This window comes from Shimia haliotis (genome assembly GCF_900114415.1).
Classification (GTDB): Bacteria; Pseudomonadota; Alphaproteobacteria; order Rhodobacterales; family Rhodobacteraceae; genus Shimia; species Shimia haliotis.
In genome coordinates, this window is record NZ_FOSZ01000001.1 from 845,743 (window position 1) to 870,348 (window position 24,606).

Annotated in this window: 30 protein-coding genes; 19 read left to right on the forward strand and 11 right to left on the reverse strand. The window is 56.2% G+C overall.

Annotated features, from left to right (window positions below; all coding sequences use genetic code 11):
* The first annotated feature begins 301 nt into the window (after positions 1–301).
* The 14 genes from BM069_RS04165 to BM069_RS04230 all read left to right on the forward strand — a co-directional run bounded on the left by BM069_RS04165 (position 302) and on the right by BM069_RS04230 (position 13,055).
* Positions 302–1,000, forward strand: a complete 699-nt coding sequence (locus tag BM069_RS04165; protein ID WP_093320586.1) for a response regulator — start codon at positions 302–304, stop codon at positions 998–1,000.
* The gene (locus BM069_RS04170; protein ID WP_093320589.1) at positions 1,000–2,028 is read left to right on the forward strand and encodes a sensor histidine kinase; all 1,029 of its coding nucleotides are present in this window, start codon (positions 1,000–1,002) and stop codon (positions 2,026–2,028) included. The genes BM069_RS04165 and BM069_RS04170 overlap by 1 nt, the downstream gene beginning before the upstream one ends.
* Positions 2,029–2,308: 280 nt before the next feature.
* The gene (locus tag BM069_RS04175; protein WP_093320592.1) at positions 2,309–2,971 is read left to right on the forward strand and encodes a class I SAM-dependent methyltransferase; all 663 of its coding nucleotides are present in this window, start codon (positions 2,309–2,311) and stop codon (positions 2,969–2,971) included.
* A 100-nt stretch (positions 2,972–3,071) separates the two neighbouring features.
* Positions 3,072–3,350, forward strand: coding sequence for a putative quinol monooxygenase (locus BM069_RS04180; RefSeq protein ID WP_093320596.1), 279 nt, complete (start codon positions 3,072–3,074; stop codon positions 3,348–3,350).
* Positions 3,347–4,219 carry a DMT family transporter gene (locus BM069_RS04185; protein WP_093320598.1) on the forward strand — a complete coding sequence of 291 codons (873 nt, stop codon included), beginning with the start codon at positions 3,347–3,349 and terminating at the stop codon, positions 4,217–4,219. The genes BM069_RS04180 and BM069_RS04185 overlap by 4 nt, the downstream gene beginning before the upstream one ends.
* Positions 4,220–4,282: 63 nt before the next feature.
* Positions 4,283–5,185 carry a DMT family transporter gene (locus BM069_RS04190; protein ID WP_093320601.1) on the forward strand — a complete coding sequence of 301 codons (903 nt, stop codon included), beginning with the start codon at positions 4,283–4,285 and terminating at the stop codon, positions 5,183–5,185.
* A 132-nt stretch (positions 5,186–5,317) separates the two neighbouring features.
* Positions 5,318–6,358, forward strand: coding sequence for an OmpP1/FadL family transporter (locus BM069_RS04195; protein WP_093320603.1), 1,041 nt, complete (start codon positions 5,318–5,320; stop codon positions 6,356–6,358).
* A gap of 294 nt (positions 6,359–6,652) precedes the next feature.
* The gene (locus BM069_RS04200) at positions 6,653–7,717 is read left to right on the forward strand and encodes a transporter (RefSeq protein WP_093320605.1); all 1,065 of its coding nucleotides are present in this window, start codon (positions 6,653–6,655) and stop codon (positions 7,715–7,717) included.
* Positions 7,718–7,814: 97 nt separating this feature from the next.
* Positions 7,815–8,489 (forward strand): thermonuclease family protein, encoded by a 675-nt coding sequence (locus BM069_RS04205; RefSeq protein ID WP_093320607.1) that lies wholly within the window; start codon positions 7,815–7,817, stop codon positions 8,487–8,489.
* A 121-nt stretch (positions 8,490–8,610) separates the two neighbouring features.
* The gene (locus BM069_RS04210; RefSeq protein ID WP_093320610.1) at positions 8,611–9,480 is read left to right on the forward strand and encodes an ATPase; all 870 of its coding nucleotides are present in this window, start codon (positions 8,611–8,613) and stop codon (positions 9,478–9,480) included.
* 45 nt (positions 9,481–9,525) lie between these two features.
* Positions 9,526–10,479 carry a homoserine O-acetyltransferase MetA gene (gene metA / locus BM069_RS04215; RefSeq protein ID WP_093320612.1) on the forward strand — a complete coding sequence of 318 codons (954 nt, stop codon included), beginning with the start codon at positions 9,526–9,528 and terminating at the stop codon, positions 10,477–10,479.
* Between the two features lie 94 nt (positions 10,480–10,573).
* Positions 10,574–11,533 carry an alpha/beta fold hydrolase gene (locus BM069_RS04220; protein WP_093320614.1) on the forward strand — a complete coding sequence of 320 codons (960 nt, stop codon included), beginning with the start codon at positions 10,574–10,576 and terminating at the stop codon, positions 11,531–11,533.
* Positions 11,534–11,575: 42 nt separating this feature from the next.
* Positions 11,576–12,445 carry a polyphosphate kinase 2 gene (ppk2, locus tag BM069_RS04225; RefSeq protein ID WP_093320616.1) on the forward strand — a complete coding sequence of 290 codons (870 nt, stop codon included), beginning with the start codon at positions 11,576–11,578 and terminating at the stop codon, positions 12,443–12,445.
* Complete coding sequence (locus tag BM069_RS04230; RefSeq protein ID WP_093320618.1) at positions 12,438–13,055, forward strand: TetR/AcrR family transcriptional regulator; 618 nt, start codon at positions 12,438–12,440, stop codon at positions 13,053–13,055. The genes ppk2 and BM069_RS04230 overlap by 8 nt, the downstream gene beginning before the upstream one ends.
* 3 nt (positions 13,056–13,058) lie before the next feature.
* On the opposite strand, the gene BM069_RS04235 is transcribed toward BM069_RS04230, so the two are convergent.
* The 9 genes from BM069_RS04235 to BM069_RS04275 form a co-directional block, all read right to left on the reverse strand.
* Positions 13,059–13,550, reverse strand: coding sequence for a hypothetical protein (locus tag BM069_RS04235; RefSeq protein WP_093320620.1), 492 nt, complete (start codon positions 13,548–13,550; stop codon positions 13,059–13,061).
* Positions 13,538–14,380, reverse strand: a complete 843-nt coding sequence (locus BM069_RS19905; protein WP_093320623.1) for a c-type heme family protein — start codon at positions 14,378–14,380, stop codon at positions 13,538–13,540. The genes BM069_RS04235 and BM069_RS19905 overlap by 13 nt, the downstream gene beginning before the upstream one ends.
* Positions 14,377–15,057: a cytochrome c3 family protein gene (locus BM069_RS04245; protein ID WP_093320626.1), complete on the reverse strand. Its 681-nt coding sequence runs from the start codon at positions 15,055–15,057 to the stop codon at positions 14,377–14,379. The genes BM069_RS19905 and BM069_RS04245 overlap by 4 nt, the downstream gene beginning before the upstream one ends.
* 150 nt (positions 15,058–15,207) lie before the next feature.
* Entirely contained in the window at positions 15,208–15,927 is a 720-nt protein-coding gene (locus BM069_RS04250; protein WP_093320628.1) for a class I SAM-dependent methyltransferase, read from the reverse strand.
* A 138-nt stretch (positions 15,928–16,065) separates the two neighbouring features.
* Positions 16,066–16,551 (reverse strand): 30S ribosomal protein S9, encoded by a 486-nt coding sequence (gene rpsI, locus BM069_RS04255; RefSeq protein WP_093320630.1) that lies wholly within the window; start codon positions 16,549–16,551, stop codon positions 16,066–16,068.
* 3 nt (positions 16,552–16,554) lie between these two features.
* Positions 16,555–17,016, reverse strand: a complete 462-nt coding sequence (gene rplM / locus BM069_RS04260; protein WP_093320633.1) for a 50S ribosomal protein L13 — start codon at positions 17,014–17,016, stop codon at positions 16,555–16,557.
* A gap of 177 nt (positions 17,017–17,193) precedes the next feature.
* A complete protein-coding gene (locus BM069_RS04265) occupies positions 17,194–18,153 on the reverse strand; it encodes an SLAC1 anion channel family protein (protein ID WP_093321340.1) in 960 nt (319 codons plus the stop codon).
* Between the two features lie 67 nt (positions 18,154–18,220).
* Positions 18,221–18,805, reverse strand: coding sequence for a DUF2459 domain-containing protein (locus BM069_RS04270; RefSeq protein WP_170846670.1), 585 nt, complete (start codon positions 18,803–18,805; stop codon positions 18,221–18,223).
* Between the two features lie 53 nt (positions 18,806–18,858).
* Entirely contained in the window at positions 18,859–19,278 is a 420-nt protein-coding gene (locus BM069_RS04275; RefSeq protein ID WP_093320638.1) for a PaaI family thioesterase, read from the reverse strand.
* Positions 19,279–19,334: 56 nt separating this feature from the next.
* On the opposite strand from BM069_RS04275, the gene BM069_RS04280 reads away from it, so the two are divergent.
* The 4 genes from BM069_RS04280 to gluQRS all read left to right on the forward strand — a co-directional run bounded on the left by BM069_RS04280 (position 19,335) and on the right by gluQRS (position 23,209).
* A complete protein-coding gene (locus tag BM069_RS04280) occupies positions 19,335–20,123 on the forward strand; it encodes an enoyl-CoA hydratase (RefSeq protein WP_093320640.1) in 789 nt (262 codons plus the stop codon).
* 248 nt (positions 20,124–20,371) lie between these two features.
* The gene (gene trmFO / locus BM069_RS04285; RefSeq protein ID WP_093320643.1) at positions 20,372–21,727 is read left to right on the forward strand and encodes a methylenetetrahydrofolate--tRNA-(uracil(54)-C(5))-methyltransferase (FADH(2)-oxidizing) TrmFO; all 1,356 of its coding nucleotides are present in this window, start codon (positions 20,372–20,374) and stop codon (positions 21,725–21,727) included.
* A 37-nt stretch (positions 21,728–21,764) separates the two neighbouring features.
* Positions 21,765–22,376, forward strand: coding sequence for a class I SAM-dependent DNA methyltransferase (locus tag BM069_RS04290; RefSeq protein WP_093320645.1), 612 nt, complete (start codon positions 21,765–21,767; stop codon positions 22,374–22,376).
* Positions 22,373–23,209, forward strand: a complete 837-nt coding sequence (gluQRS, locus tag BM069_RS04295) for a tRNA glutamyl-Q(34) synthetase GluQRS (protein ID WP_093320648.1) — start codon at positions 22,373–22,375, stop codon at positions 23,207–23,209. Before BM069_RS04290 ends, gluQRS begins: the two co-directional genes overlap by 4 nt.
* Before the next feature lie 54 nt (positions 23,210–23,263).
* Here the strand turns inward: gluQRS and hisI are convergent, their stop codons facing one another.
* Complete coding sequence (gene hisI, locus BM069_RS04300) at positions 23,264–23,626, reverse strand: phosphoribosyl-AMP cyclohydrolase (RefSeq protein WP_093320650.1); 363 nt, start codon at positions 23,624–23,626, stop codon at positions 23,264–23,266.
* A 68-nt stretch (positions 23,627–23,694) separates the two neighbouring features.
* On the opposite strand from hisI, the gene BM069_RS04305 reads away from it, so the two are divergent.
* Complete coding sequence (locus BM069_RS04305) at positions 23,695–24,147, forward strand: iron-sulfur cluster assembly scaffold protein (RefSeq protein WP_093320654.1); 453 nt, start codon at positions 23,695–23,697, stop codon at positions 24,145–24,147.
* 234 nt (positions 24,148–24,381) lie between these two features.
* Here the strand turns inward: BM069_RS04305 and BM069_RS20100 are convergent, their stop codons facing one another.
* Entirely contained in the window at positions 24,382–24,504 is a 123-nt protein-coding gene (locus BM069_RS20100) for a hypothetical protein (protein WP_280137029.1), read from the reverse strand.
* Positions 24,505–24,606: the final 102 nt, after the last annotated feature.

Sequence of the window (24,606 nt, forward strand, 5' to 3'; positions counted from 1 at the left end):
GCCGTCTGCCTCAAACTGATAGACGGCCGCTCACAGCCCAAACTTGACATAAGAAACTGGTGTAGAAAACGCCGTGCCGAGGTCCTGTTTTTCTTGTGTCAACGTCCCACATCGCACGATCCAACGCAGCGCCGCCGCGACCGGCTAAAGTGTCATCGAAACGCAGATAACAAATATTGAAAGCCACAATTTCAGGCAGAAACGGAGCGCCTAGACTGGCATTGAAGTTGGTGAAGAAGTGTAAAATCCATGGTAACAGCTTCTGGTTGCGGCAAGCGCACTCATTGGTAGAAAATAGGACATGGATATGCTGAGACATTTTTTGATGAATTATAAAATCATCAATGACATTCCAAACGCAAGCCTTAAAACACTGCATCGACCAATAAAGGCTGACAAGCGAAGAGAAGTATCCATTGCAATTGTCGATGACCAACCATTTGAGGCAGCACGCAACCTGACAACTTATGGCTATAAAATTCAAGAATTAGGAGATCTAAAGTCGATCTCTGAAGTTGCCAGCTTCCCAATCGTTCTTTGCGATTTGATGGATGTTGGGGCTCATTTTGATAAAAACGCACATGGCGCGAGCATTATCAAAGAAATACGTAAAAACTATCCGGCGACGTATGTATTGGCCTATTCAGGGTCATCAGGCTCGGATCCTATCGTTCGGCGAGCTTCCGTGTATGCCGACGGGTTCATCCGGAAAGATGCTGAACTTGAGGAATGGACTGAGACGCTGGACGAGTACATTTCGAATGCAAGTGATGTCAGAGAAGTCTGGCAGAGAATTCGCTCAGCTCTTGTTGAAGAGCGCGTTGACACCAAGGATCTATTAAAACTCGAAGATGCATTTGTCCGCGCCTATTTGGTAGGCGATGGCGAACTCAAAGATATGAGCAACATTTCCAAAAACATGAAGATTGGTAGCTCTGCTCGAAGCATTGTCGAAGGTTTGATTGCTTCAACACTCTTCAAACTAATCACGGGTGTCTAATGTTTGCCATTCCAGTACTTTTTGTTGAACGCGACAACAGCTATAAATTCTACGATGGCATGCTATTCAAACTGCCCCCTGAACTGGGGGGCACGAACAAACTAGACACTTATTCTAAGCTGAGCAAAAGTGGCTGGCATAAAGTTGATTATGGATATTGGAACCATGTGAGCAACTATGAGAACGGAGAGCGGCGAGTCTTTATCGGCCTAGGGCTTACTGATCACCCCCCAGTGAAACAGAAAGGTTCTAAACCCGCTTTTTCAAAGATAGAGTTCGAAAAATATCTAAGCAAACTTCAAGAAAGAGAGCAAGAGTACCGGAACGAAACAGACGCGGATTTTAACATGCTAATTCACGATTTGCGTCGACTGTCCGCGTCTATTTATCACGCTGCAGAAGAGGCCCGCGCTGCTCATTATGGTGGCGATAGGGATGCACTAGCGAACCGCCTCGAAAGTATTCTGGCAGCTCAAGGAATGCTCAAACTAAGGACGGATGTTCTGGATTTAGCAGGCAACCCTAATGGCGACGACGGTACCTTTCAGACACCAGTCTTCAAGAAGGTTGATAAAGTCGTAAGATGTTTCCGGCCCAGTGCCGAAAAAAGGAATATTGAGTTGAGCCTAGCGGGTCCCTCACATGGAAGATGCTTGGGGCCAAACGTCTTTGAAATCTTACCATACCTACTCATCGACAATGCCATTAAATATAGCCCCGCGAATTCGACAATTGAAGTTTCCTGTAGAGATGTAGAGAAGTCAGTTGAAATAAAAATTTCCTCAATCGGCCCTCTGATCTCAGGTGATGAGAAGAAACGAATATTCGAGAAAGGCTATAGGAGCGTTGCAGCAAGGCAGGGACAGAACTCCGGAACCGGTACAGGCCTCTTTTTGGCAAAGCAACTTGTCGGCCAATTTAATGGCGAGATCTGGGTAGAAGTCGATGAAGAAAAGATAATTGAAACCAGTGGAGGTGTTGCTCAAGAAGTTTCTTTCTGTGTCTCGGTTCCAGTAGAAAAACAATAATCAGGACTAAAGCTGTTTGCCGAAAATCTTGGCTTTGCAAAGCCCCCTTCCTGCGCACAGCTACCGTTCGCCCCTCGCCCAGCACCTGTCAATCTGGCCTCAAAATGAGCATCCACTCCAACCCACCCAATGCCCGCGCATGGCCTGCTGGCGCCAACCCACTATGCAGACATATCCTCCATGATTGCGCCTATTCCTCGGCCGCCATCGCGACCGTCATTGACGCCTACCTCATCCGGCGCCACTCTTGAGACCGGTCCCATCCAAATGGTTGCCTTTCATGACTTTCGGCCTGCCCGACTATCTTAGAATGCTCCGCGCCCGCGGACCCCGCCTGCCGCTGACCCATTTCTGGCAGGCGCACCGTTTTGATCTTCAAAACGGCACCGATACCCATGTCTGGCAACCCAAGGACCACTATTCGGACCGGCCAAAGAATTTTGAGCACGGCGTGCTCTATATGGCGAGCTGGACCAACATCATCCGCACCGCCACCCGAGAGGCTCTTGACCATCTCAATCTGCCGGCGACGGATGTGCAATTCACCGATGTCGGCTGTGGCAAAGGCAAGGTTCTTTGTGTCTGGCATCAGATGTTTGGCAACGATGCCCACCTGACCGGCATTGACTACAGCGCGCCCCTCATCGACATCTGCGCCTCCAACCTCGCAAAACTGAACGCACAGGCCAGCCTGCATACCTGCGACGCTGCGACGTTTACATTCCCCACCACCAAACCAACCACGCTGGTCTATCTCTACAACCCCTTTGACGAGAAGATCCTGTCCCAAGTGGCGCGCAATCTGTCCGGCGTTCCCTCTGTTGTGATCTACAACAACCCCCAGCACCTCAGCGCGCTCACAAACGCCGGTTTTTCGGTCATCCGTTCCCATGCCGGCTGGCACCCCAACGCGACCTATGCGCTTTTGTCCAACGGCCCCTGACTGTGGCCAGACCTAACGCCGCAAACGGTCGGGAAATTTTGCCACAAGTGCCCCGCGCATTCCGCTTGCCGCGCCTCCAAAGACCTGCGAGGTTCGCGCCATGATAACGCTGACCGGATATATCGACGTGCCCGCCGACCGCCTGAGCGCTGTGCGCGCGGCCCTGCCCGACCACGTCGCGCTCACGCGCGCTGAACCTGGGTGTTTGTCCTTTGAAGTCACGCCCGACGCCACAATGTCCGGCCGGTTCAATGTCTCTGAGCGTTTCACCGACCAGACGGCCTTTGACGCGCACCAAACCCGCACCAAGGCCTCTGACTGGGCAGAAGTCACCAAAGACATTCCGCGCACATACCAGATCACAACGGACGACACATGAACACGACGGTCAAGGCGGCGCTGTGGATGATTGGCGCGATTGCGTCGTTTACGTCGATGGCCATCGCAGGCCGCGCGGTGTCGCACGCCTTTGATACCTTCGAAATCATGATGTACCGCAGCCTTGTGGGTGTGGTCATCGTGTTGGTTGTGGCCACTTGCGCGGGCACCATAAATCAAGTCAGCCGCAAGAACCTCGGCCTGCATTTTATCCGCAATGTCTGTCACTTCACCGGACAGAACCTCTGGTTCTATGCCATCACCGTGATCCCCTTGGCGCAGGTTTTTGCACTCGAATTCACCTCTCCGATCTGGGCGATCCTGCTGGCACCGCTCCTTCTCGGAGAGCGCCTTCGTCCCGTCGGGCTTTTCTCGGCCTTCATCGGATTTGTCGGCATTCTCATAGTCGCCCGCCCGACACCCGAAACCATCAACCCGGGCCAGCTCGCCGCACTCATGGCTGCAGTGGGGTTTGCCCTGACCGCGCTTTTCACACGCAAACTCACCCGCACCGAGTCCATCACCAGCATTCTGTTTTTCCTGACCGTTCTTCAGGCAATTTTCGGCGTGGTCTTTGCCGGCTTTGACGGCGACATCGCGCTGCCAACAATGGCAACCGCGCCATGGCTAATCCTGATCGCCTGCGCAGGCCTTGTTGCGCATTTCTGCATGACCACCGCCCTCAGCCTTGCCCCCGCCTCCATCGTGATGCCCATCGACTTTGTCCGCCTCCCCCTCATCGCCGTTGTCGGCGCCCTGTTCTACAGTGAGCCCATCGACATGTTTGTGGTGCTCGGAGCGGCGCTGATCTTTGGCGGCAACTACCTGAATATCCTGTCCGATCATCGGTCTCGGGCCGCCAAACCCTAACGCACTCTCCTTTTGCACAAGAAATGGGTCGCCGATGCCCAGACAGTTTGATTAGGTGGTTCTATGTCTGCGCAAAAAACCCTGTCCGCCCAAGCCTGGCTCGAACTGCTGCTGCTCGCCGCGATCTGGGGCGGCATTTTTCTGGCCTCGCGTATCGCTTTGGACGAAGTTCCCGTCTTCACGCTCGTGGCCCATCGGGTCTTCTGGGCTGCCCTGATCCTCTGGGCTGTGGTCCTCTTACGCCGACAAGACGTGCCCACATCTCCCGGTGTCTGGGCCGCCTTCCTTGTGATGGGTCTTCTCAACAACATTGTACCTTTTACGTTGCTCAACTGGGCGCAACTCACCATCGAAACCGGCCTGACATCGATTTTCAACGCCACAACAGCCATCTTCGGCGTGCTGGTGGCCGCATTGATGCTGCCTGACGAGCGCCTGACCCCGCGCAAAGCCATTGGTGTGAGTTTGGGCTTTCTTGGTGTCGCCACGGCAATCGGCCTGTCCAACCTGACCGATCTCAACCCACGCAGCCTCGCGCAATTGGCGGCAGTGGCGGCCACCCTGTCTTATGCCTTTGCCGGTGTTTGGGCCCGCAAACGCCTTGCTGGCCAACCGCCGCAAATCGCCGCCGCAGGTATGCTCACGGGCGCCTCCGTCGTTGCGATTCCACTGGCCCTGATCATAGACGGACCGATCACCCTGACGCTTGCGCCGTCAACATGGGCAGCCATCGCCTATTGCGCGATCGTCGCCACCGCAGGCGCCTATCTGCTGTATTACCGCGTACTGGCTATGGCAGGCTCCGGCAACCTGATGCTTGTGACATTGCTGATCCCGCCATTTGCAATCGTGCTGGGCGCGTTGGTGCTGGGAGAAACCCTCGCCCCTCGCGCCTATGCGGGATTTGCACTGCTCGCTGTGGGTTTGCTTGTGCTGGACGGACGACTGTTTCGACGCAGGGCTTGACCCGGGCCCACTTCCGCTAAAATTCGAAACGCCTTATTCGCATTCCGGACACCTCGGTTAATGCGCCGTCAACCAATCCTCCCGAAAACAGAGTCACAACACTCAAAAAACACTCTCTTCGGGACAGAACACATGAAATCCACTCTCGTTGGTGCGTCCATTCTGGCGCTCACCGCAGGTGCCGCTTTGGCTGGCGGGATCGACCGCTCGGGGCAAGGCGTCAACATTCTATTTGAAGACGGCGACTTCGCGCAATTCTCCTATACCGGTGCCAATCCCAATGTCTCGGGATCGGGTGCTGGTCTCGGGGATCACACCGATGTGGCCAACCGCTACTACACCCCCTCGTTTGGCTACAAACACACGGTGAATGACGCATTGGACATCGCGATCATTTATGATCAGCCATTTGGGGCGGACATTCTCTATACTGCAGCACCCTTTGCCGGCGGCGGCGCCGATATCTCCACGCACGGCATAACCGGACTGGTGCGCTACAAACTCGACAACGGCCTCAGCTTTTACGGTGGTGCACGCGGCGTCAAAGCTGGAGGCACAATCACCTCCTCTCTCGGTCTGCTTGATGCGCAGGGCGACTACGATTTCGGCGGCGTGTTCGGGGTCGCCTATGAAAAACCTGAAATCGCGCTCAGGGCGGCTTTGACCTATGCCACTGCCATCACCTCCAGTCTTGAGGGCACGCACAACGTGGTTGATCCGCGCCTGTTCGACGTGGACTTCCCCGAAAGCGTCAATCTTGATCTCCAAACAGGTGTCGCGCCGGGCACTCTGGTTTTTGCCACTGTGCGTTGGGTTGGCTGGGACGGTTTCAACCTAACAACCAGCGATGGTGAATGGGTGAGTTTTGACGACAACACAATCACTTACACGCTCGGTGTGGGGCGGCAGATCAACGACAAACTCTCCCTGGCTCTGTCCGCCGGATATGAAAAATCTACCGGAAAGGAAACAACAACACTGCTGGCTCCGACGTCCGGATCCACCAGTATCGGTATCGCCGCCACCTATCAGATCTCCGAGAGATTCTCGATTTCAGGCGGAGTGTCCTACATCTGGCTGGGCGACACCTTCTATGACGCGGGAGGTCCGATCCTGAACTTCCAAGACAACACAGCCATTGGTGCAGGCGTGCGCGTCGGCATGCATTTTTAAACTATCTCCGAACCAAACACGGCCCGCCTGTTGCGGGCCGTGTTCATTTCGCATCCCAAAGGCCCGCGAAACCTGTCCTAACCTCTGAATTCAGCGCCGCATCTTCCGCAGTGCAGAAAATACATTAAGGGTTTGAATTTATTCAATTAATACAAAACATATCTCCCAGATTTACGTTTAGTCACCCACCGGACTGACCCAAAGTCATCGTTGATTGATGGAAAATTTCAAAAGTATCAACCAAAACGCAATAAAAATACCGAGCAGATAAACACCTGCTCACTGGGAGGAACAATGCGCAACACACTACTTGGTGCCGCGACCTTGTCGCTGGCAAGCGGTGCCGCTTTGGCTGGCGGTCTTGACCGCTCAGGTCAAGGCATCAACCTGATTTTCGAAGAAGGCGACGCAGTCCAATTCGCCTATTCGTATGCCGACCCGAGCCTCTCGGGCACCTTGGGCGGCGCGCCATCCGGTGACGTCGGCGTCGGCTATGGCCTGCCCCACATCGGCTACAAGCGCGCTCTGACAGACACGCTCGATTTCGCGTTGATTTACGATCAGCCATTTGGCGCTCATGTCTCCTACAACCCGACGTATCCGCTCAGCAATCCGGCCACGTCCGACCGGTTGCGCGCGGACGCAGAAACCCACGCGCTAACCGCCATGTTGCGTCATAAATTCGACAGCGGCATCAGCCTGTACGGTGGCCTGCGCCTGCAACGGGCCTCCGCCGAGGTTGACGTGCCTGCGGTTGGCTATTCCATGACCTCCGACGCGGCGACGGACCTCGGGTATTTGATTGGGGCGGCTTGGGAAAAGCCGGAAATCGCGGCCCGGGTTTCGCTGACCTACAACTCCGCGATCAAACAGTCCCTGTCGCTCAATGAAAACGGCGGCACCGGCACGCACGTCGCAGAGATCGAAACCCCTCAGTCGCTTAACCTCGACTTTCAAACAGGCATTGCGGCCAACACTTTGCTTTTCGGCTCGGTACGGTGGGTTGAATGGAGCGCGTTTGACCTCAGCTCGCCAAACTATTTGCCCGGAACGCTGGTGTCATTCTCCAATGATGCAATCACCTATAACCTCGGGTTTGGTCATCGCTTCTCCGACACTTTCTCCGGCGCCCTGACCTTCGGCTACGAAGAAAGTCACGGCGGCACCGTGTCTGACCTCGGCCCGTCCGACGGCTATTTCTCTGTCGGGATTGGGGGAACCTATACCAAGGACAACGCGAAAATCTCCTTTGGCATTCGTAAGATCATGATGGGGGATGCCGTGACAGACAATGGCGCGATCTTTGCTGACAACGATGCATGGGCTGCTGGCCTTCAAGTCACATACGCGCTGAATTAAGCTTACTGGCGGAGCGCCTATTGCGCTCCGCCTTCGATCTCCGCATACCCCCCCTGTCGGCTCACTCACCGACATGACACATATCCGGAGACACCAAATGACGCTGGCCCGCCTCGCCGCTGCCTGTTTGCTTGCCTTGTGCAGCCTGAGCGCGGCTCACGCCGCAGAAAGAGCTCCCCTGACCGGCACCGCCAGCGTGATCGACGCCGACACCCTCGAAATTCGCGGCGAACGCTTAAGGCTTCATGGCATCGACGCGCCCGAAAGCGGTCAAATCTGCCATGACCAAAACGGCGATGCGTGGCGCTGCGGCAAGGAGGCTGCCTTTGCGCTTGCCGACAAGATCGGGCGACGCCCTGTGACCTGCACCCCCACGGATCAGGATCGCTATGGTCGGTGGATTGCGGTCTGCAGCCAAAATGGTAACGACCTCAACGCTTGGCTGGTGCGCGCCGGTTGGGCCATCGCCTATACACGGTTTTCTGATGACTATCTGCGCGAAGAGCGCGCCGCCAAGCGGGACAAGCGCGGCATCTGGCAAGGGGCTTTTGTTGCACCGGAAGACTGGCGCCGCGGCGCGCGGCTACCAGCCAAATCCAAGCCCGCATCTTGCAACATCAAAGGCAACATCAACAGCAAGGGCGAACGCATCTATCACGTACCAGGTGGCAAATGGTATTCCCGCACAACCGTGAACACCGCCAAAGGCCAGCGTTGGTTTTGCTCAGAGGCCGAAGCCCGTGCCGCCGGATGGCGCAAATCCCGAAGCTGATTTTGCACCGACGTGATACCGACGTTTTACCGACGCGATACCGACTCCGGTTTCCAATAGCATTTGACCCCGCAATCCCGTGTCGTTACCACCTGTGTGGAACGACTAAGGGACCGCAGGTATGATCTATTCTTCCGCGCAAGACTGGCGCGACGCGCCACAGAAGAAAGTGCTTTTGTTCGGCATGTCCGGCCTTGGAAAAACCCACATTTCCAACGCCTTGCGCGCCAATGGCGACTGGTTCCACTATTCCATCGATTACCGTATCGGGACCCGCTACATGGGTGAACACATCACCGACAACGCGAAACGCGAAGCGATGAAAGTTCCGTTTTTGCGCGAATTGTTGATGAGCGACAGCATCTACATCGGCTCCAACATCACCTTCAACAATCTCGCCCCCCTCAGCACCTATCTCGGCAAGCCCGGCGACCCCGCCAAAGGCGGGCTGCCCTTTGCAGAATACCAACGTCGTCAGGCGCAACACGAAGACGCAGAGATCGCGGCCCTTCTGGACACAAAACTCTTTATTGACCGTGCTCATGAGCTTTATGGCTATGACAATTTCGTCTGCGATACCGGCGGGTCAATCTGCGAAGTTGTTGATCCTGAAAACCCGCATGATCCGGTCCTGAATGCGCTTGAAGCGAACACCCTGATGGTTTGGATCAAAGGCTCCGAAGCCCACACCGAGGAACTGGTCCGCCGTTTTGATCGCGCACCTAAGCCTATGTGTTATCAAGCAGAATTCCTGTTTTCAGCGTGGGAAGGGTATCTTGCGGAAACCGGCGATCACGAGGATAAAGTTGATCCCGATGCCTTCGTGCGTTGGACTTATGCTCGGGCTTTGGCCCACCGTCAGCCCCGCTATGCAGCTATGGCCAAACGCGGCCTCACTGTGACCGCCGAAGCCGTTGCGCAGGTCGAAACCGCTGACGACTTTGTGACGCTCATTGCGCAAACCCTTGAGGCCCATACGGCAAAGGCCTAACTATGGCCCTCACGCCACGCAAATCTCATCCAAGGACACTGACTCATGCCTATCAAAATCCCGTCTGACCTGCCCGCCTTTAACGTGCTCACGCACGAAGGCGTCATGGTCATGTCCGAGGATCAGGCCGCACGTCAGGACATCCGCCCGCTGCGCATCGGCCTGTTGAACCTGATGCCCAAAAAGATCCAGACCGAGAACCAATTCGCGCGTCTGATCGGTGCCACACCATTGCAACTGGAACTGTCGCTTATTCGCATGAGTGAGCACAAAACACGCAATACCGCAGCCGAACATATGGCGGAATTTTATCGTCCTTTTCAGGATGTTAAGGCGTCCGGTGAGAAATTCGACGGCTTGATCATCACCGGCGCGCCGATTGAACACCTGCCGTTCGAAGACGTCACATATTGGGACGAACTCTGCGAGGTCTTTGATTGGACCCGCACACATGTCCACTCCACCTTTGGCGTATGCTGGGGCGGCATGGCCATGATCAACTATTTCCACGGCGTCAAAAAACACATTCTCGACCACAAGGCTTTCGGTTGTTTCCGCCACCGCAATCTGGCGCATGCGTCGCCGTTTCTGCGCGGATTTTCAGACGACTGCGTGATCCCCGTCAGCCGCTGGACCGAGATGCGCCAAGAAGAGATCGACGCGGTTCCGGAGCTACGCACTCTGCTTCATTCTGACGATGTTGGTCCATGTCTTGTCGAGCACCCCAAAACTAGGTCTTTGTTTATTTTCAACCACTTCGAGTATGACTCGGACACTTTGAAACAGGAATTCGATCGCGATGTGGCCGAGGGCACACCGATCAATGTTCCGGCGAATTACTATCCGGATGACGACCCGTCCAACCCGCCACAAAACCGGTGGCGTAGCCACGCGCATCTTTTGTATGGAAACTGGATTTCCGAGATCTACCAAACCACCCCGTTTGACATGTCCAAGATCGGCTACGAAACAACCGACCTGCGGGCGCATGAGGACTGACCTTCACGTAACGTAACGGTCAGCCAAAACCCGTTGTCCCTTCGTATCTGGAAACAGATACTTCGGGCACGCGAACGGACAACGGACAGACATCATGATTAAATGGGCAAGCCTCGCGCTTCTGACACTGGCATTCCTCGCCATTGCGGTAACCCTTTGGCGAGTTGAGCAACGCAAATCCATGGCAGAAAAGAATTTCCCGCCCGAGGGCGATTTTGTTTACGTCGACGGCCACCCCGTACACTATGTGGATCGCGGCGACAAAGCCGCTCCAGCCGTTGTTCTTATCCACGGAGCTTCGGGAAACACCCGCGATTTTACTTTTGATCTGGTGGACCGCCTGACCCAGCGCTACCGCCTGATTGTGTTTGACCGCCCAGGCCTTGGCCATACCCCGCCTTTGGCCCAAAACGGCGTGACGCTCGCTCAGCAAGCCGCACTCTTGTCGGCCGCAGCCAACCAAATTGGTGTTCAAAATCCAATAGTTGTCGGCCAAAGCTTTGGCGGCGCCGTGACCATGTCATGGGCTGTTCATCACTCTGACAACATTGCCGCCGCCGTATCCATCGCCGGTGCCACCTACCCTTGGGAAGGCAATCTCAGCAGATTTTACGCGCGCTTGGCTGATCCTTGGAAAGGCCCTGTTATGGCCCGCGTGATTTCCGCTTGGGCCAGCGAGCAATACGTGGCTGCCTCCATAGCCGGTATCTTTGCCCCGCAACCCGCTCCAAAGGACTACGCCGCCTACGTCGGCGTTCCCCTTGTTCTGCGCCCCTCCTCCCTGCTCGCCAACGCGCAGCAACGTCACGAACTCCGCCCAGAGCTGCAAGCCCTCGCGCCGCACTACAAAGACCTCTCGCTACCGGTCGAAATCGTGCACGGCGATGCCGACACCACTGTTGGCGTACATGTGCACTCTACCCGTATGGTCGAGGACATTCCCGGCGCCAACCTTGTCGTGTTAAATGGCATCGGCCACATGCCGCACCACACCAATCCCGAAGAAATTGTGGCGGCGATTGACCGTGCCGCGTCACGCGCCGGATTGCACTAAACCCTGCGGATTGCCATATTGGTAAAAAATAGGAGAGGTTTCATGGACTTGCCATTCGACGGCGCAATCAGCGCCTTCTTCGAGAATGACGCCCCCAAACATGTGCGCGATGCCATTCGGGACAGCAGCAAGAAAGATATCCTTGGCGAGGCCTACCCTCACAAGGAACGCCTGAGCCGCAAAGCCTATGATGCCCAGATCGCTGCCGTTCAGATTGAACTCGTGAAACTCCAACATTGGATCAAAGACACTGGCCAGCGCGTGGCCATCGTGTTTGAAGGCCGCGATGCCGCCGGCAAGGGCGGGACAATCAAACGGTTCCGCGAAAACCTGAACCCGCGCGGCGCGCGCGTGGTCGCACTCTCCAAACCAACCGAAGCTGAGGCCACACAATGGTATTTTCAGCGCTACATCGACCATCTGCCCTCTGGTGGCGAAATCGTCTTTTATGACCGAAGCTGGTACAACCGCGGTGTCGTAGAGAACGTCTTTGAGTTTTGCAGTGATGATCAGCGCGAAAAGTTCTTCCATCAGGTTTCGCCCTTTGAAAGCACCTTGGTTGACGATGGAATCCATCTTTTCAAATTCTGGCTAAACGTCGGGCGCGCCGAACAACTCCGCCGGTTTTTGTCCCGCGAAAACGACCCTTTGAAACAGTGGAAGCTAAGCTGGATTGACGTTGAAGGGCTGAAGCGGTGGGAGGCGTATTCCGACGCCATTAAGGAAACACTGAAGCGTACTCACTCCGACACCGCGCCGTGGACTATTGTGCGCTCTGACGACAAACGCCGTGCGCGTCTAAATGCCATTCGAACGGTGCTTCACAACTTGAACTACGATCGAAAAGATGTTGATGCTATTGGAAAAATAGACACCGAAATCTGCGGAGGACCAGACATCTGGAATGGCTAAACGCGGCTATCATCACGGCAACTTGCGTCAGGCGCTGGTCGAAGCCGCTCTCAGTCTCATCGAGGCCAAGGGGCCTACAGGTTTCACGCTTTCCGAGGCGGCAAAAACCGCCGGTGTCACGCCGGCCGCGGTCTATCGTCACTTTGAGGGCCGAGAGGACCTCATCGCCGAGGCCGCACGACAAGGCTATGAAATTTTCGCCGACCTGATGCAGTTTGCCTACGACAAAGGCCAGCCTTCGGCCCTGGCCTCGTTTGAGGCCACCGGCCGCGCCTATCTCGCATTTGCCCGCAAGTATCCGGGCCACTACATCGCGATGTTTGAAAGTGGAATATCGGTCAATCGGACGCCCGAGTTGGCAACAGTGGCATCCCGTGCTCGAGGGGTGATGGAGCAGGCCGCAAATGATCTGTCCCAACACATCCCGCCGGAAAAGCGCCCCCCCGCCTCAATGTTCTCCGCGCACATCTGGGCCATGAGCCACGGCGTTGTGGAACTATATGCGCGAAATTCTCCAGGCACCCAGAGCCCCTTTGCACCAGAAGACCTTCTGGAGACTGGAATTGGGGTTTACCTGCGTGGTTTGGGCCTGATCAACGACGATCCCTAGGCGTTATTGATACGCCAACGCGACCCAGACATGCAGGGCAACCAAAGGCACCATCATCGCTGACAGACCGATATGTGCCGACAACCAGACAAGATAGATCCAGTTCTGCCGGTACCTCAGTACCTCTCGATTGAGCACGCCAGTCAGTGCGATCAAGAAAAAGACAACGCTCAGAAGCGTCATCCACGTGTGCCCCATACGCACCGCGTGCAACGCAAAAAGATATGTCATGCCGACCCCGACCCAGCGGTGATTGACCAGAACCCTACGTGCGTTCTTGTTGTCTCGCAAAACACGCTTAAAGAACAAAATCCATTGATAACAAAGACCTGTCACTAACAACGATCCGGTCACGACCTGAAATTCAAACCCGCTTAGGACCACGAGAAATCCGGTTTGCCATTCCTGTGATATCACCAGAGCCGCCAGAGACACAGCCATCAGGATTAACGCGGCGTAGGGCGCGCGTCGCGCCGTTTGCATCAAAACACGCATGGGCTTGCTCCTCCGGTTGTATGGTGCGCAGGCATCAGTGCATTGACCAGCGAAGGCGCAGCCTGCGCACGCACCTCGGCCATGAACATCACGGGCGTCGGCAGGTACCGCCGGCCCTTGTCCGGCCACTCTTTGGCTTGCTCAACAGGCTCTTCAAAACCTGCGGCTTTGTCCAAATACTGTTGATACGCCTCCTGCACCGAGGCCAGCATTGCTTCCACGACCAACACATATTCGTCCGCCGAAACCATCGCATCCGGATAGGTCCACGTGGTTGCCCCCATTACGTCCCCAAGTTTCCAGTCTGTTTTCGGGCTGTCCTTGTGTTCGTTGTGGCAATCAACGCAGGGCGCCACGCCCGCGACATCCGGATACATGCCCACATGACCACCGCTCTGTGATGTCATAAACACCGGTGCGCGCGTGGCCTTGACCGTTTCAAAGCTCACCAATTGTTCTGGCGAGAAAAGGTTTGAACGGTTGATCGGCGCGTCCGAGCCCAGATAGAGCCCCATGCGTGGTGGTTTGGCTTCCAGTCTAGCGGCGGTCAGGCGCAGAAAAAGCGCGGGCAGCGGACCCTTTTCCACGCCAGGTTCTTGCCAGTCCTCGCCAAACGCCAATCCGGCAAGCTTACCGTTGCCAACAATCTTTTGGGTATAAAGTGACCGCGCGGCGTCGTTGATCGCGTTCACGCCGTCAAACAACGTGGCCACCGCAAAATGACACCGCCCCTTGTTGGCCGTTTCGTTGTCGGGCAAAGCAACCGGCGCGGTGGCAAAAAGATAGACCATCAAACAGCCAAACACCCCTGCAACAAAAATCTTCATCATCGCCCGTCCTCCTCTGCTTCATAGAGCTTTGGCAACGCGTAGGGACTTGGCCCATCGCGCAAATAGGCGGCAACCACTTCTGCGGGCACGGCGGCGTCCAAAAGAACCGGCGCCTTGTGTGGGTGATTTCCGTGAAAATCATGGCAACCCAAACAGCTTTGCCACGCACCTTCATCAATCAACGCGTCATGACTGACATCCAGCGGGTCTGACGTCAGCCGTAGATCCTCATGGCAGGCCTGGCAGAACACCAGATCCGTAGTGGCGCGGTGCGTTGTGTGTTCTGAATGACACCCCAAACAGCTTGTGGCTTCTATTTGATTAACCGCGCCCTGAAAACGCGGCTCTCGAAACCGGAAAATGGGATGACGTTCATTGGGCCTTTCATGGCACGCTAGACAGGCATTGGATGTCACGGCGCCATAGCCAAAATCCGCAGGTGTTTGCCGCATTCCCACCGCAAAATGTACCTTGGCTTGAACCTGTTGCCGAATGGTGCCCGGACTGGCGGCGTGGCAGCTTTCGCAATTCACAGCCTCATGCCCGACCTGCAAGGGACCGCGAGACATTATCGCCATCGCGTCCGGATTTGTCAGCACGACCCCAGCCGCAACAACCATCGGAACGATGGCAAAAGCCGCGGCAATCCGGACCTGTCGCGCCGAAGGCGGCTGCATGGATACTCTCCAAAAGACTCAATAAAACACTTTTTACGAGAGTGATTTTTGGCCAAAGCAATTAATAGATCGTTAACAAAACGCTGAAAATCCGCTCCATTCCGTGCCAGAGTTCCAGAGCCGAAACTGGCGATGTCAGCTAGGTTTTGCTTAAAAGCTTGGTTCTTCGACAGGTGGTTTTGAGTAAATCTCTGCCGGTGTCAGCACCGCGTAGCCGCCAAAATCGCAAACCCGAAAACCGCTGTTGTCATTGACGATCAAGAACTGGTTTCGCGGTAATGTGTAGATCGTCAGATCATGTGCTTCTGCGAAATATATGGCATAGGGAAACACTTCCGACGGGCTGAACTCGTCACTGTGTTGCCAGATCGTTTTGGTGAAATCGTCACCCCCAATGAATCCGCCCTCACGAATTTTCGGCAGAACCATCGTCAAATCAATGGTGATGCCACGCAGAGTGTGATCGCCATCCAAATAAGCAAAATCGAGGGATCTATCGGCAATCATCGGGCACATTTCTTTGGTGGTTCCCCGCATTTCCACCACCTTATCTGCGAAAGGTTCCACCCGATGTAGCGCGTGTTTCCGGATGTTTTCAAAAGCAATGTCGCTTTTGTTGGCAGGCTTGTTCCAATCGGGAAGATTTCTCCAAGGATCAATCAACACATAGCTTTCGATGCCGTCGACCCGCGACAAAAGCGTTTCGGCAAACTCCCCGCGCCACACCCCAATTTCGCACAGGGCCGCACACTTGAGGCTTGTGATCAGATTGACCCACAAATCGTGCCGGCTGGCGCTTTGCTCGATGGCCGTTTCCACGATTTTGTCCGTCGTTCCCATTGGCTTCCCTCGTCTATCGATCTGGCTCATCTTTCAATCTTTGGTAGCACAGGATCAATAAGATGAAATCTCCAAAGTTGTTTTTCTTCAGTGCCGGAACTACGCGCGCAAGCAAAAAGGCCGCGCAAACTGCGCGGCCTTTTCGAAAATCGTGTGAAGGGCTGAAAATTAGCGCTTCGAGAACTGGAACGAACGACGCGCCTTGCGCTTACCGTATTTTTTACGTTCCACAACGCGGCTGTCGCGGGTCAGGAAGCCAGCGGCTTTCAGAGCGCCACGCAGGCTGGGTTCATAAAGCTGCAGAGCTTTGGAGATACCGTGCTTAACCGCACCGGCCTGACCGGTCAGACCGCCGCCTTTGACGGTGGCGTAAACGTCGAATTCACCTTCAACGCCAGCAACTTGCATCGGCTGACGCAGGATCAGCTGCAGAACAGGGCGCGCAAAGTACACGTCCTGGTCTTTGCCGTTCACGATGACCTTGCCGGAACCCGGCTTGATCCAAACGCGCGCAACAGCGTCTTTACGTTTACCGGTCGCATAGGAGCGGCCCAGTTCGTCACGTACCGGCTCACGCGGAGCGGCAACTTCTACAACAGCTTCTTCACCGGCAACGGCGTTCAGCTCTTCAAGCGAGTTGATTTGATCGGCCATTGATTAGCTCCGGGTGTTTTTGCTGTTCATGGACTTCACGTCCAGCACTTCGGGGGCCTGTGCTTCATGCGGGTGCTCAGCACCGGCATATACGCGCAGGTTGGTCATGATCTGGCGGGACAGACGGTTGCCAGGCAGCATGCGCTGAACGGCTTTGGTCACAACGCGCTCAGGGTGCGCGCCTTCCAGGATCTGTTCCGCGGTGCGGTGCTTGATGCCGCCCGGGTGGCCAGTGTGCCAGTAGTATTTTTTGTCCGTGCGTTTTTTGCCGGTCATCTGGATTTTATCCGCGTTGATCACGATGACGTTGTCACCGGTGTCCATGTGCGGAGTAAAAGTGGCCTTGTGCTTGCCGCGCAGGCGCATGGCGACGATCGACGCGAGACGGCCCAGCACCACGCCTTCGGCGTCGATGATGATCCATTTCTTCTCGATGTCTGCCGGAGTAGCAGAGAAGGTTTTCATGTTAGGTCTTCCATGATTGGTTGACAGATGCGGCAGTTGCCCGACGCATCTAAATGCGATGGGCGGGTTATAAAGCAGCCAAGCGTCGCGTCAAGCGCACAAAACCTGAAATAAACAAGCAAAATCAATGCCTTGCAAAATAGGTATTATTTTACCCCACAACTTCAGGTGTCATTTTCACTCCGGAACACAAATTTCATCGCGCGCGACCGCCAAAAGGGTGCGCGCGATCAGCGCCAGCATGATCACACTTAGCACACAAAGCACTGCAACACCGATGCAGGTATGCACCGCGCTTCCAGTCAGCGCGCCAAACCGAAAAGATGCAATCGACAGCGCCGCTACAGGAAAGCTAAGTGCCCACCAAGGAAGCGCAAACGGCAGGCTTCGAAATTTCGGTGCCTGAACCAGAACCAGTGCCGCAAAGACATAGGCAGCGTTTAGAAAAACACGCGCAACCCCGTCCACTTGCCCTGTCAACGACACATAGGCCGAAAACGCCACCGCCGGCGGCGCAATCAAGATTACCAAAGTCGGCAGCAATTTTCCCGGAATGGGATCGTGAAATATCAACCGGTTGAACACCAGCGTTAGCAACACCAGCCAGAAAATCACTCCGGCCGAGAAAAACAGCCAGCTGAACTCGACAAACCCCATCTGGGCACCGGCGATTGGTGCCACCACATTGCCCACCGCGGGAATGAACCACGCAGGCGTCAATTGCCCAACTTCGAAGCTGCGGTGCGAAATCCATCCGGAGACAACCGCGAGGGTCAGAATCACCTGCCCCGCCGCCCCAGCCAGCCAAACCGCCTTGGCCAACGCCGGTTGGTGCGCCAACATCGCCGTGCCCATTAGCAAAAGAGAAATTGAAATCGCCGGAAAGAATGCCAGCCGCACCGGATGGTTCCATTCCGCAATCACAGCGGATGGGTAGCGTAGGAGTTTCATCAAGTAGAGCGCCGCAAGCCCCACGAAAACCGCCACGCCAAGCCACAGCACGCCTTTGGAAAGGCCCGCAAACAGCGGTAGGCTGTCCGGTGCCGCGTGAAACGCCATCGCCCATCCCATCAACCCCATAACAATCGCAAAAACCGGAACAGGCAAATACATGAGTTTTGAGGTGGTGTCGGTCATTGAGTGATCCTCGGCGCTGAACGGCTCAGCCATCACATACAATTTTCGGAATGTAAAGAACGGCTCATCAATACCGACGCTCAAGATCCCAAAGCAGCCCCTGACTAAATACGGCAGGCCCTGGTGCTGAGCGTATTTGTCCCGCGCGCAGGGCCTGCGACACCCAGCTATTGCACGTCTGAAACAGGTGATACCGCCCGCGCCCTCGATAAAATGCGCTTTCCCCATAGAGCCCAACACCCAATTGATCCGTGTCGGAGGCTCCGGCTTCCACAAATGCCACAATGCGCGCAAGTGCCTGATCCGTGACCGGAATTTCCACACCGTGCGATTGCGTAAACACAGCCCACGGCGATCCCTTCCCCGTGGCAATGTGCATCACGCTGTCGGTCGGCCACAAAAGCGCTTTTGCCGCAATTGCCAAGGTCACATCGTCAAATGTGGGCACTTCGAAGTAAAACCCGGCGTCCCCCCAACCGAATTCGAACCAATCCGCCTCGGGAAATTGTGCAAGCCAAGCTTGCGATGCCTCCGAACCATAGGTGTCAAGCGCATCGCGCCTCAGGATCAAGCCCGCGTGGTACCCGTGATCAAACACCCAGATCGGCGTGCCACGGTCCCGATCATAGCCGTCGTCCGCGCCAAACGCCATGAACCGACTGCCCACCGCAAGCACCAAAAACAACGCGATCCAGCGCCCCCGCCTCATTTTGGCGGGATGGCATAAGTCATATTGGCCCGCGCCACCGGCGCATCACTTCCTTCGGAATAGATCAGTATGTTGGACACCGACAAAGTCCGCCCAAGTTTCAAAAGCGTTGTATGCGCGATCAGATCCTTGCCCGCCTCAGGTTTGCGCATAAAATCCATTGAACACCCCGTCGTCACCGTCAGCGCCTCTTTACCGATCCGCGCCAGCGTTGCCACATAGGCAGACACATCCGCCAGACTGAACATGCTTGGACCCGACACGGTACCTCCCGGCCGCAAATGCCGCTCTGCCACCTTCAGACGCATTACCGTGTTCACCCCATCCACGCTTTCGACCACAAAATCCTCTTTCACCTGCGGAAACACCTCCGCCAAAAATTCCGTCATCTCTTCTGCGGTCAACACTGCTTGCATGGTTTTCCTCTCCTCTTCCCATCGCTAAGGTTGCCGCAATGGCATGGGAGAACAAGATGGCAATTTTGGAACGTCGCGACGCAAATGCAGTCGCATACCTGACAATGAACGCGCCCGAGCGGCTCAACGCGCTGTCAGATGAGATGCTGGCCGAGTTGCAATCCGCCTTCGATACCCTCGCCACCGAACCATCTATCCGCGCGATTGTGCTTGCAGGGGAAGGCAAAGCCTTTTGCGCAGGGCACGACCTCAAACAGATGACCCAAGGCCGACAGGCCGAGGACGGAGGCGCGGCCTATTTCAAAGACCTCTTCACCCGCTGCGCCACCATGATGCAAACCATTCAACGCCTGCCCCAGCCTGTTATCGCACAGGTCCATGGCATTGCCACCGCCGCCGGATGCCAGCTTGTCGCCACCTGCGACATGGCTGTGGCCGCAAAAGGCACGCGCTTTGGCGTGAACGGTGTCAACATTGGCCTGTTCTGCTCCACCCCTATGGTTGCCCTGTCGCGCAACATCCCGCGCAAACAAGCGTTTGAGATGCTCACGACCGGCGCCTTTGTCGATGCCGCCGAAGCGCAAACCCTCGGCCTGATCAACCGCGTTGTGCCGGCCGACTCGCTGAGCACGGCCACAACCGAACTTGCAGAAACCGTGGCCTCCAAACTTGGCGCCGCGGTAAAAATCGGCAAACAGGCGTTTTACGAACAGCTGCAAAAGCCTCTGGACGCAGCCTATGAGTATACGGGCGATGTAATGGTGCAAAACATGCTCTGGCGTGACACCGAAGAAGGCATCGCCGCCTTTCTAGAGAAGCGGCCACCGGATTGGCAGGGTCAGTGATAGTCGCAACACTCTATTGCAAAGGATTGAAATAAAATGACTTCCCCTGATTCCCTGCGCCACTGACGCTTGAGAAGTGGGACTATCCTTCCCTTCAACATGCCAATGGACTACGTGCATTTCCCAGCGTCCACCGCGCCTTCGGCATTCGTTTTGGCGCCAGGGGTCGCGGCGGCCCCTGTCTTTTGCAGTCATGGCCCCGCGCCTTAGCTCTTTCAAATTCCGCCAACACCGCCTATCTCCGCCCCATGACACAGAACGCGACACAGACATTGCATATCGTGGGTGGCGGCATGGCCGGCTCCGAGGCCGCTTGGCAGGCCGCCAACATGGGCGTCAACGTGGTGATCCACGAGATGCGACCCAAGGTCGAGACCTTTGCACACCGTACCGGCCACTTGGCCGAGATGGTCTGCTCAAACTCCTTCCGCTCGGATGACGACGAACAAAACGCCGTCGGCCTACTGCATTGGGAAATGCGCGCTGCAAACGGGTTGATCATGGCCACCGCCGACAAACACCGCCTGCCCGCAGGCGGCGCACTTGCCGTAGACCGCGATCCCTTTGCGGAATCCGTGACCGAAACTCTGATGGCGCATCCCAATATCTCTGTCGAGTATGGTGAGATCACCGAACTTCCATCGGAAGGTCACTGGATTTTCGCCACTGGCCCTCTGACCTCCACCGCGCTTGGCGCCGCCATTCAGGCAGAAACCGGTGCTGACCGGCTGGCTTTCTTTGACGCTATTGCCCCGATTGTCTACGCCGACAGCATCGACATGGACGTCGCCTGGCTGCAATCACGCTATGACAAGGGCGAAACCGAGGAAGAGCAAAAGGCCTACCTGAACTGCCCGATGTCCAAGGACCAATACGAGGCCTTCATCGACGCGCTTTTGGCCGCCGACAAAACCGAATTCCACGAAGGCGAAACCGCTGGCTATTTCGATGGCTGCCTGCCGATCGAAGTCATGGCCGAGCGCGGTCGCGAGACCTTGAGATTTGGCCCGATGAAGCCTGTAGGCCTGACCAACGTGCATCGTCCGGATGACAAACCCTACGCCGTTGTGCAGCTTCGCCGCGACAACGCATTGGGGACACTGCTCAATATTGTCGGCTTCCAGACCAAGATGAAATACGGCGCCCAGACCGAGGTCTTCAAAATGATCCCCGGCTTGGAAAACGCCAACTTCGCCCGACTTGGCGGCATCCACCGCAACACGTTTATCAACTCTCCAACCCTTCTGGACGATCAGATGCGCCTGAAATCGCGTCCAAACATCCGTTTTGCGGGTCAAGTCACAGGCGTCGAAGGATATGTAGAAAGCGCCGCGATGGGGCTGCTCGCGGGCCGCTTGGCCTCCGCCGAAATTCTGGGCCACGTTCTGGACACAGCCCCTCTCAACACGGCGATGGGCGCGCTTGTTCATCACATCACCGGCGGTGCCGAGGCAAAAACCTTCCAGCCGATGAACGTGAACTTCGGTCTGTTCCAGCCGGTTGATGGCCTCAAAGGTGGTCGCCGTGGCCGCAAGGACCGCTACAAAGCCTACACGGACCGCGCCAAGACAGACTGGCAAAGCTGGCTCGCTGCTCAAGACTGACTGGACGCAGTGCGGGTCGTGCGCTTAGGCTAATCCCATGACCCGCAAATTCCTCGACGAAGCCTACAGCTATCTCGGCAAGGGCGTGCAAACACTCTATGACGACTGGGCCGACACCTATGAGGCCGAGGTTGGCAAAAACGGCTATGTGACCCCAACCCGCTGCGCCCGCCTGCTTGCCGCCCATATCGCCGACGCCTTGGCGCCGGTACTTGACGTCGGCTGCGGCACTGGCCTGTCCGGTCTGGCCCTGCGCGCCGAGGGCATCAAGACAATTGATGGCATGGATCTGTCCGCACAGATGCTGGACAAGGCGCGCGCCAAAAACATCTATCGCACCCTTACACAAATCTCGGACGCCGATCCGCTTCCTTTTGAAACGGGAGACTACGCTGTTATCGCAGCCATCGGCGTCATCGGCCCCGGCGCGGCGCCGTTGGAACTGTTTGATACTCTGCTCGGCAAGCTCGCCGCGGGCGGTCTGTTTGTGCTGTCCTTCAACGACCACGCACTCCAAGACCCCGCTTATGCCGCCAGGATTTCAGACTGTGTAGACAAGGGCACGGCACGGGTGCTAGAGCAGGAACATGGGCCTCACCTTCCGGCACGCAACATCAACTCCACCGCGTACATCATTGAAAAACTGTGACTTTCACTACAAGATTCGCCCCATCACCCACTGGCCCCCTTCACCTCGGCCACGCCTTTTCCGCGCTTCTGGCGCACGACATGGCGCGCGACGCGGGCGGCACGTTTTTGCTGCGTATTGACGACCTCGACCAATCCCGCGCGCGGCCCGAGTGGGAACAACAAATCTATGACGACTTGACTTGGCTAGGTATCACTTGGGATGCGCCTCCGCGACGCCAATCCAACCACTTCGCCGACTACGCCGCCACACTCACCCAACTGCGCGCCCGCGGCCTGACCTTTGAATGCCAATGCACGCGCCGCGACATCGAAGCCGCAGCCAATGCTCCGCAAGAAGGTGCACCGCTTTTTGGCCCAGACGGCCGCCTCTATCCCGGCACCTGTCGACACCTTGGGCTTTCGGCTGACGCAGCAACCTGCACACGGCTCGACATGACAAAAGCCGCAGAGGTCACCGCCTCTTTCACCGAAACCGGCCCTACCCATTCTGGCCTTCACACTTTGACCAAAGAAGACCTCCGTGCCACCATCGGCGACGTGGTTCTCAGCCGCCGCAACATGGCGGCGTCCTACCACCTCTCCGTCGTGCTGGACGACGTCGCCTGCGGTGTCACGCACGTCATCCGCGGCGAAGACCTCTTTGAGGCCACCCGCATTCACGTCCTGCTTCAAACCCTGCTGGGGATTCCGACGCCTGAATACCATCACCACACTTTGATACGCGACGAGGCCGGCAAACGGCTTGCCAAGCGCGACGATGCCCGCGCCATCGCAAAATACCGCGCCGAGGGTGCCACCCCCGCCGACGTCCGCTCTATGGTTGGCCTCTAACAGCCCCACTTCTTGCTTGCAATAATACTCGCGCCGCAGGCATGAGCCGCAGGCTCATTCCCCCATCGGTTTCATCAACTCGACGGTTTCACCATCCCGCACCGCGGTGTAAAAGCAGCTGCGCCGATTGGTGTGACAGGCCGCGCCGGTCTGGTTTACCAACACAAGGATGCAATCCTGATCACAGTCATATCGGAAATCTACCAACTCCTGCACATGGCCCGAGGTCTCCCCTTTGATCCAGAAGGCCTGCCGCGAGCGGCTCCAATATGTCACCTTGCCGGTCTCGAGCGTCTTTTCCACTGCTTCGGCATTCATCCAAGCCATCATCAGGACTTCGTGACTGGTCGCATCCTGCGCAATCGCCGGGATCAATCCCGCCTCATTGTACTTCAAGGTGCTCGCATCAAATGGCATACCAATGTCCCTCTTTGCATTCCCGCCTGCGCCCTCTATCTATGAATCCACCAACGAAGGAAACCGCGATGTCCGGCGAAAATGATTTGATCAAGCTTTACTCCGGCCAGATCCTCAATCTGGCTGCATCGATCCCCCACACGGATCGGCTTGAGACGCCGGACGCCACCGTGAAAAAGCGCGCGCCTCTCTGTGGCTCAACCGTCACCGTCGATCTGAAAATCCAAGACGGCCGCATTACGGAATTTGCACAAGACGTCAAAGCTTGCGCCTTGGGTCAAGCCTCTGCATCTGTTGTCGGGTCAGGCGTTATTGGTCGCACCCGCGCGGAAATTGAAGAGGCACGCGCCGCGCTCAAGGCCATGCTCAAAGAGGATGGGCCCACACCGCCTGCGCCCTTTGACGGTCTCGAAGTCCTGCGCCCCGCACGGGACTACAAAAATCGGCACGCTTCGATCTTGTTGGCATTTGACGCCACTGCCGAAGCATTTGAACAAGCAGAACAAGCAAACTGCGCCTGATCTCCCCAAAGACCTGACAAAAAAAACCGCCGCACTTTCTGGCAGGAAAGGCGGCGGCAGTGAGGTGCGTTCTCACGTGGGACCCGGTTGATCAAAGAAGGGGTTTAGGCAGTGAACCCTTCAAGACTTAGAACAGGCAGAACAAGTCGAGGCTGCATCACGATGGGGACAAGATGCGAACGACGAACCGGCGTGAAAATCGCAGGCAGATATCAAAAAAACTCCAACAAATACTCAGATGTAACCAGGCACGTGCAAGGCCACGACCATCAACACAACCAGAACCACGCCACCAAGCGCGTCCTGAACCAGAGTGTCGCCAGAATTGCGAACGACGGATTTGATTTGTTGCATCATGGGTGCCTCCTCCCGATTTCTCTTTGTTGCCACTTTGTTCTCATGCCCAGAACCTCAAATCAAGAACTTTATGAGAACATTGGTGAACAAATGGGAACGAAA

What these genes read in the sequence shown, in the direction of transcription:
- BM069_RS04165 (WP_093320586.1), top strand. Translation starts at nt 302, where the DNA reads ATGGATATGCTGAGACATTTTTTGATGAATTATAAAATCATCAATGAC.
- BM069_RS04170 (WP_093320589.1), top strand. Translation starts at nt 1,000, where the DNA reads ATGTTTGCCATTCCAGTACTTTTTGTTGAACGCGACAACAGCTATAAA.
- BM069_RS04175 (WP_093320592.1), top strand. Translation starts at nt 2,309, where the DNA reads ATGACTTTCGGCCTGCCCGACTATCTTAGAATGCTCCGCGCCCGCGGA.
- BM069_RS04180 (WP_093320596.1), top strand. Translation starts at nt 3,072, where the DNA reads ATGATAACGCTGACCGGATATATCGACGTGCCCGCCGACCGCCTGAGC.
- BM069_RS04185 (WP_093320598.1), top strand. Translation starts at nt 3,347, where the DNA reads ATGAACACGACGGTCAAGGCGGCGCTGTGGATGATTGGCGCGATTGCG.
- BM069_RS04190 (WP_093320601.1), top strand. Translation starts at nt 4,283, where the DNA reads ATGTCTGCGCAAAAAACCCTGTCCGCCCAAGCCTGGCTCGAACTGCTG.
- BM069_RS04195 (WP_093320603.1), top strand. Translation starts at nt 5,318, where the DNA reads ATGAAATCCACTCTCGTTGGTGCGTCCATTCTGGCGCTCACCGCAGGT.
- BM069_RS04200 (WP_093320605.1), top strand. Translation starts at nt 6,653, where the DNA reads ATGCGCAACACACTACTTGGTGCCGCGACCTTGTCGCTGGCAAGCGGT.
- BM069_RS04205 (WP_093320607.1), top strand. Translation starts at nt 7,815, where the DNA reads ATGACGCTGGCCCGCCTCGCCGCTGCCTGTTTGCTTGCCTTGTGCAGC.
- BM069_RS04210 (WP_093320610.1), top strand. Translation starts at nt 8,611, where the DNA reads ATGATCTATTCTTCCGCGCAAGACTGGCGCGACGCGCCACAGAAGAAA.
- metA (WP_093320612.1), top strand. Translation starts at nt 9,526, where the DNA reads ATGCCTATCAAAATCCCGTCTGACCTGCCCGCCTTTAACGTGCTCACG.
- BM069_RS04220 (WP_093320614.1), top strand. Translation starts at nt 10,574, where the DNA reads ATGATTAAATGGGCAAGCCTCGCGCTTCTGACACTGGCATTCCTCGCC.
- ppk2 (WP_093320616.1), top strand. Translation starts at nt 11,576, where the DNA reads ATGGACTTGCCATTCGACGGCGCAATCAGCGCCTTCTTCGAGAATGAC.
- BM069_RS04230 (WP_093320618.1), top strand. Translation starts at nt 12,438, where the DNA reads ATGGCTAAACGCGGCTATCATCACGGCAACTTGCGTCAGGCGCTGGTC.
- BM069_RS04235 (WP_093320620.1), bottom strand. Translation starts at nt 13,550, where the DNA reads ATGCGTGTTTTGATGCAAACGGCGCGACGCGCGCCCTACGCCGCGTTA.
- BM069_RS19905 (WP_093320623.1), bottom strand. Translation starts at nt 14,380, where the DNA reads ATGATGAAGATTTTTGTTGCAGGGGTGTTTGGCTGTTTGATGGTCTAT.
- BM069_RS04245 (WP_093320626.1), bottom strand. Translation starts at nt 15,057, where the DNA reads ATGCAGCCGCCTTCGGCGCGACAGGTCCGGATTGCCGCGGCTTTTGCC.
- BM069_RS04250 (WP_093320628.1), bottom strand. Translation starts at nt 15,927, where the DNA reads ATGAGCCAGATCGATAGACGAGGGAAGCCAATGGGAACGACGGACAAA.
- rpsI (WP_093320630.1), bottom strand. Translation starts at nt 16,551, where the DNA reads ATGGCCGATCAAATCAACTCGCTTGAAGAGCTGAACGCCGTTGCCGGT.
- rplM (WP_093320633.1), bottom strand. Translation starts at nt 17,016, where the DNA reads ATGAAAACCTTCTCTGCTACTCCGGCAGACATCGAGAAGAAATGGATC.
- BM069_RS04265 (WP_093321340.1), bottom strand. Translation starts at nt 18,153, where the DNA reads ATGACCGACACCACCTCAAAACTCATGTATTTGCCTGTTCCGGTTTTT.
- BM069_RS04270 (WP_170846670.1), bottom strand. Translation starts at nt 18,805, where the DNA reads ATGGCGTTTGGCGCGGACGACGGCTATGATCGGGACCGTGGCACGCCG.
- BM069_RS04275 (WP_093320638.1), bottom strand. Translation starts at nt 19,278, where the DNA reads ATGCAAGCAGTGTTGACCGCAGAAGAGATGACGGAATTTTTGGCGGAG.
- BM069_RS04280 (WP_093320640.1), top strand. Translation starts at nt 19,335, where the DNA reads ATGGCAATTTTGGAACGTCGCGACGCAAATGCAGTCGCATACCTGACA.
- trmFO (WP_093320643.1), top strand. Translation starts at nt 20,372, where the DNA reads ATGACACAGAACGCGACACAGACATTGCATATCGTGGGTGGCGGCATG.
- BM069_RS04290 (WP_093320645.1), top strand. Translation starts at nt 21,765, where the DNA reads ATGACCCGCAAATTCCTCGACGAAGCCTACAGCTATCTCGGCAAGGGC.
- hisI (WP_093320650.1), bottom strand. Translation starts at nt 23,626, where the DNA reads ATGCCATTTGATGCGAGCACCTTGAAGTACAATGAGGCGGGATTGATC.
- BM069_RS04305 (WP_093320654.1), top strand. Translation starts at nt 23,695, where the DNA reads ATGTCCGGCGAAAATGATTTGATCAAGCTTTACTCCGGCCAGATCCTC.
- BM069_RS20100 (WP_280137029.1), bottom strand. Translation starts at nt 24,504, where the DNA reads ATGATGCAACAAATCAAATCCGTCGTTCGCAATTCTGGCGACACTCTG.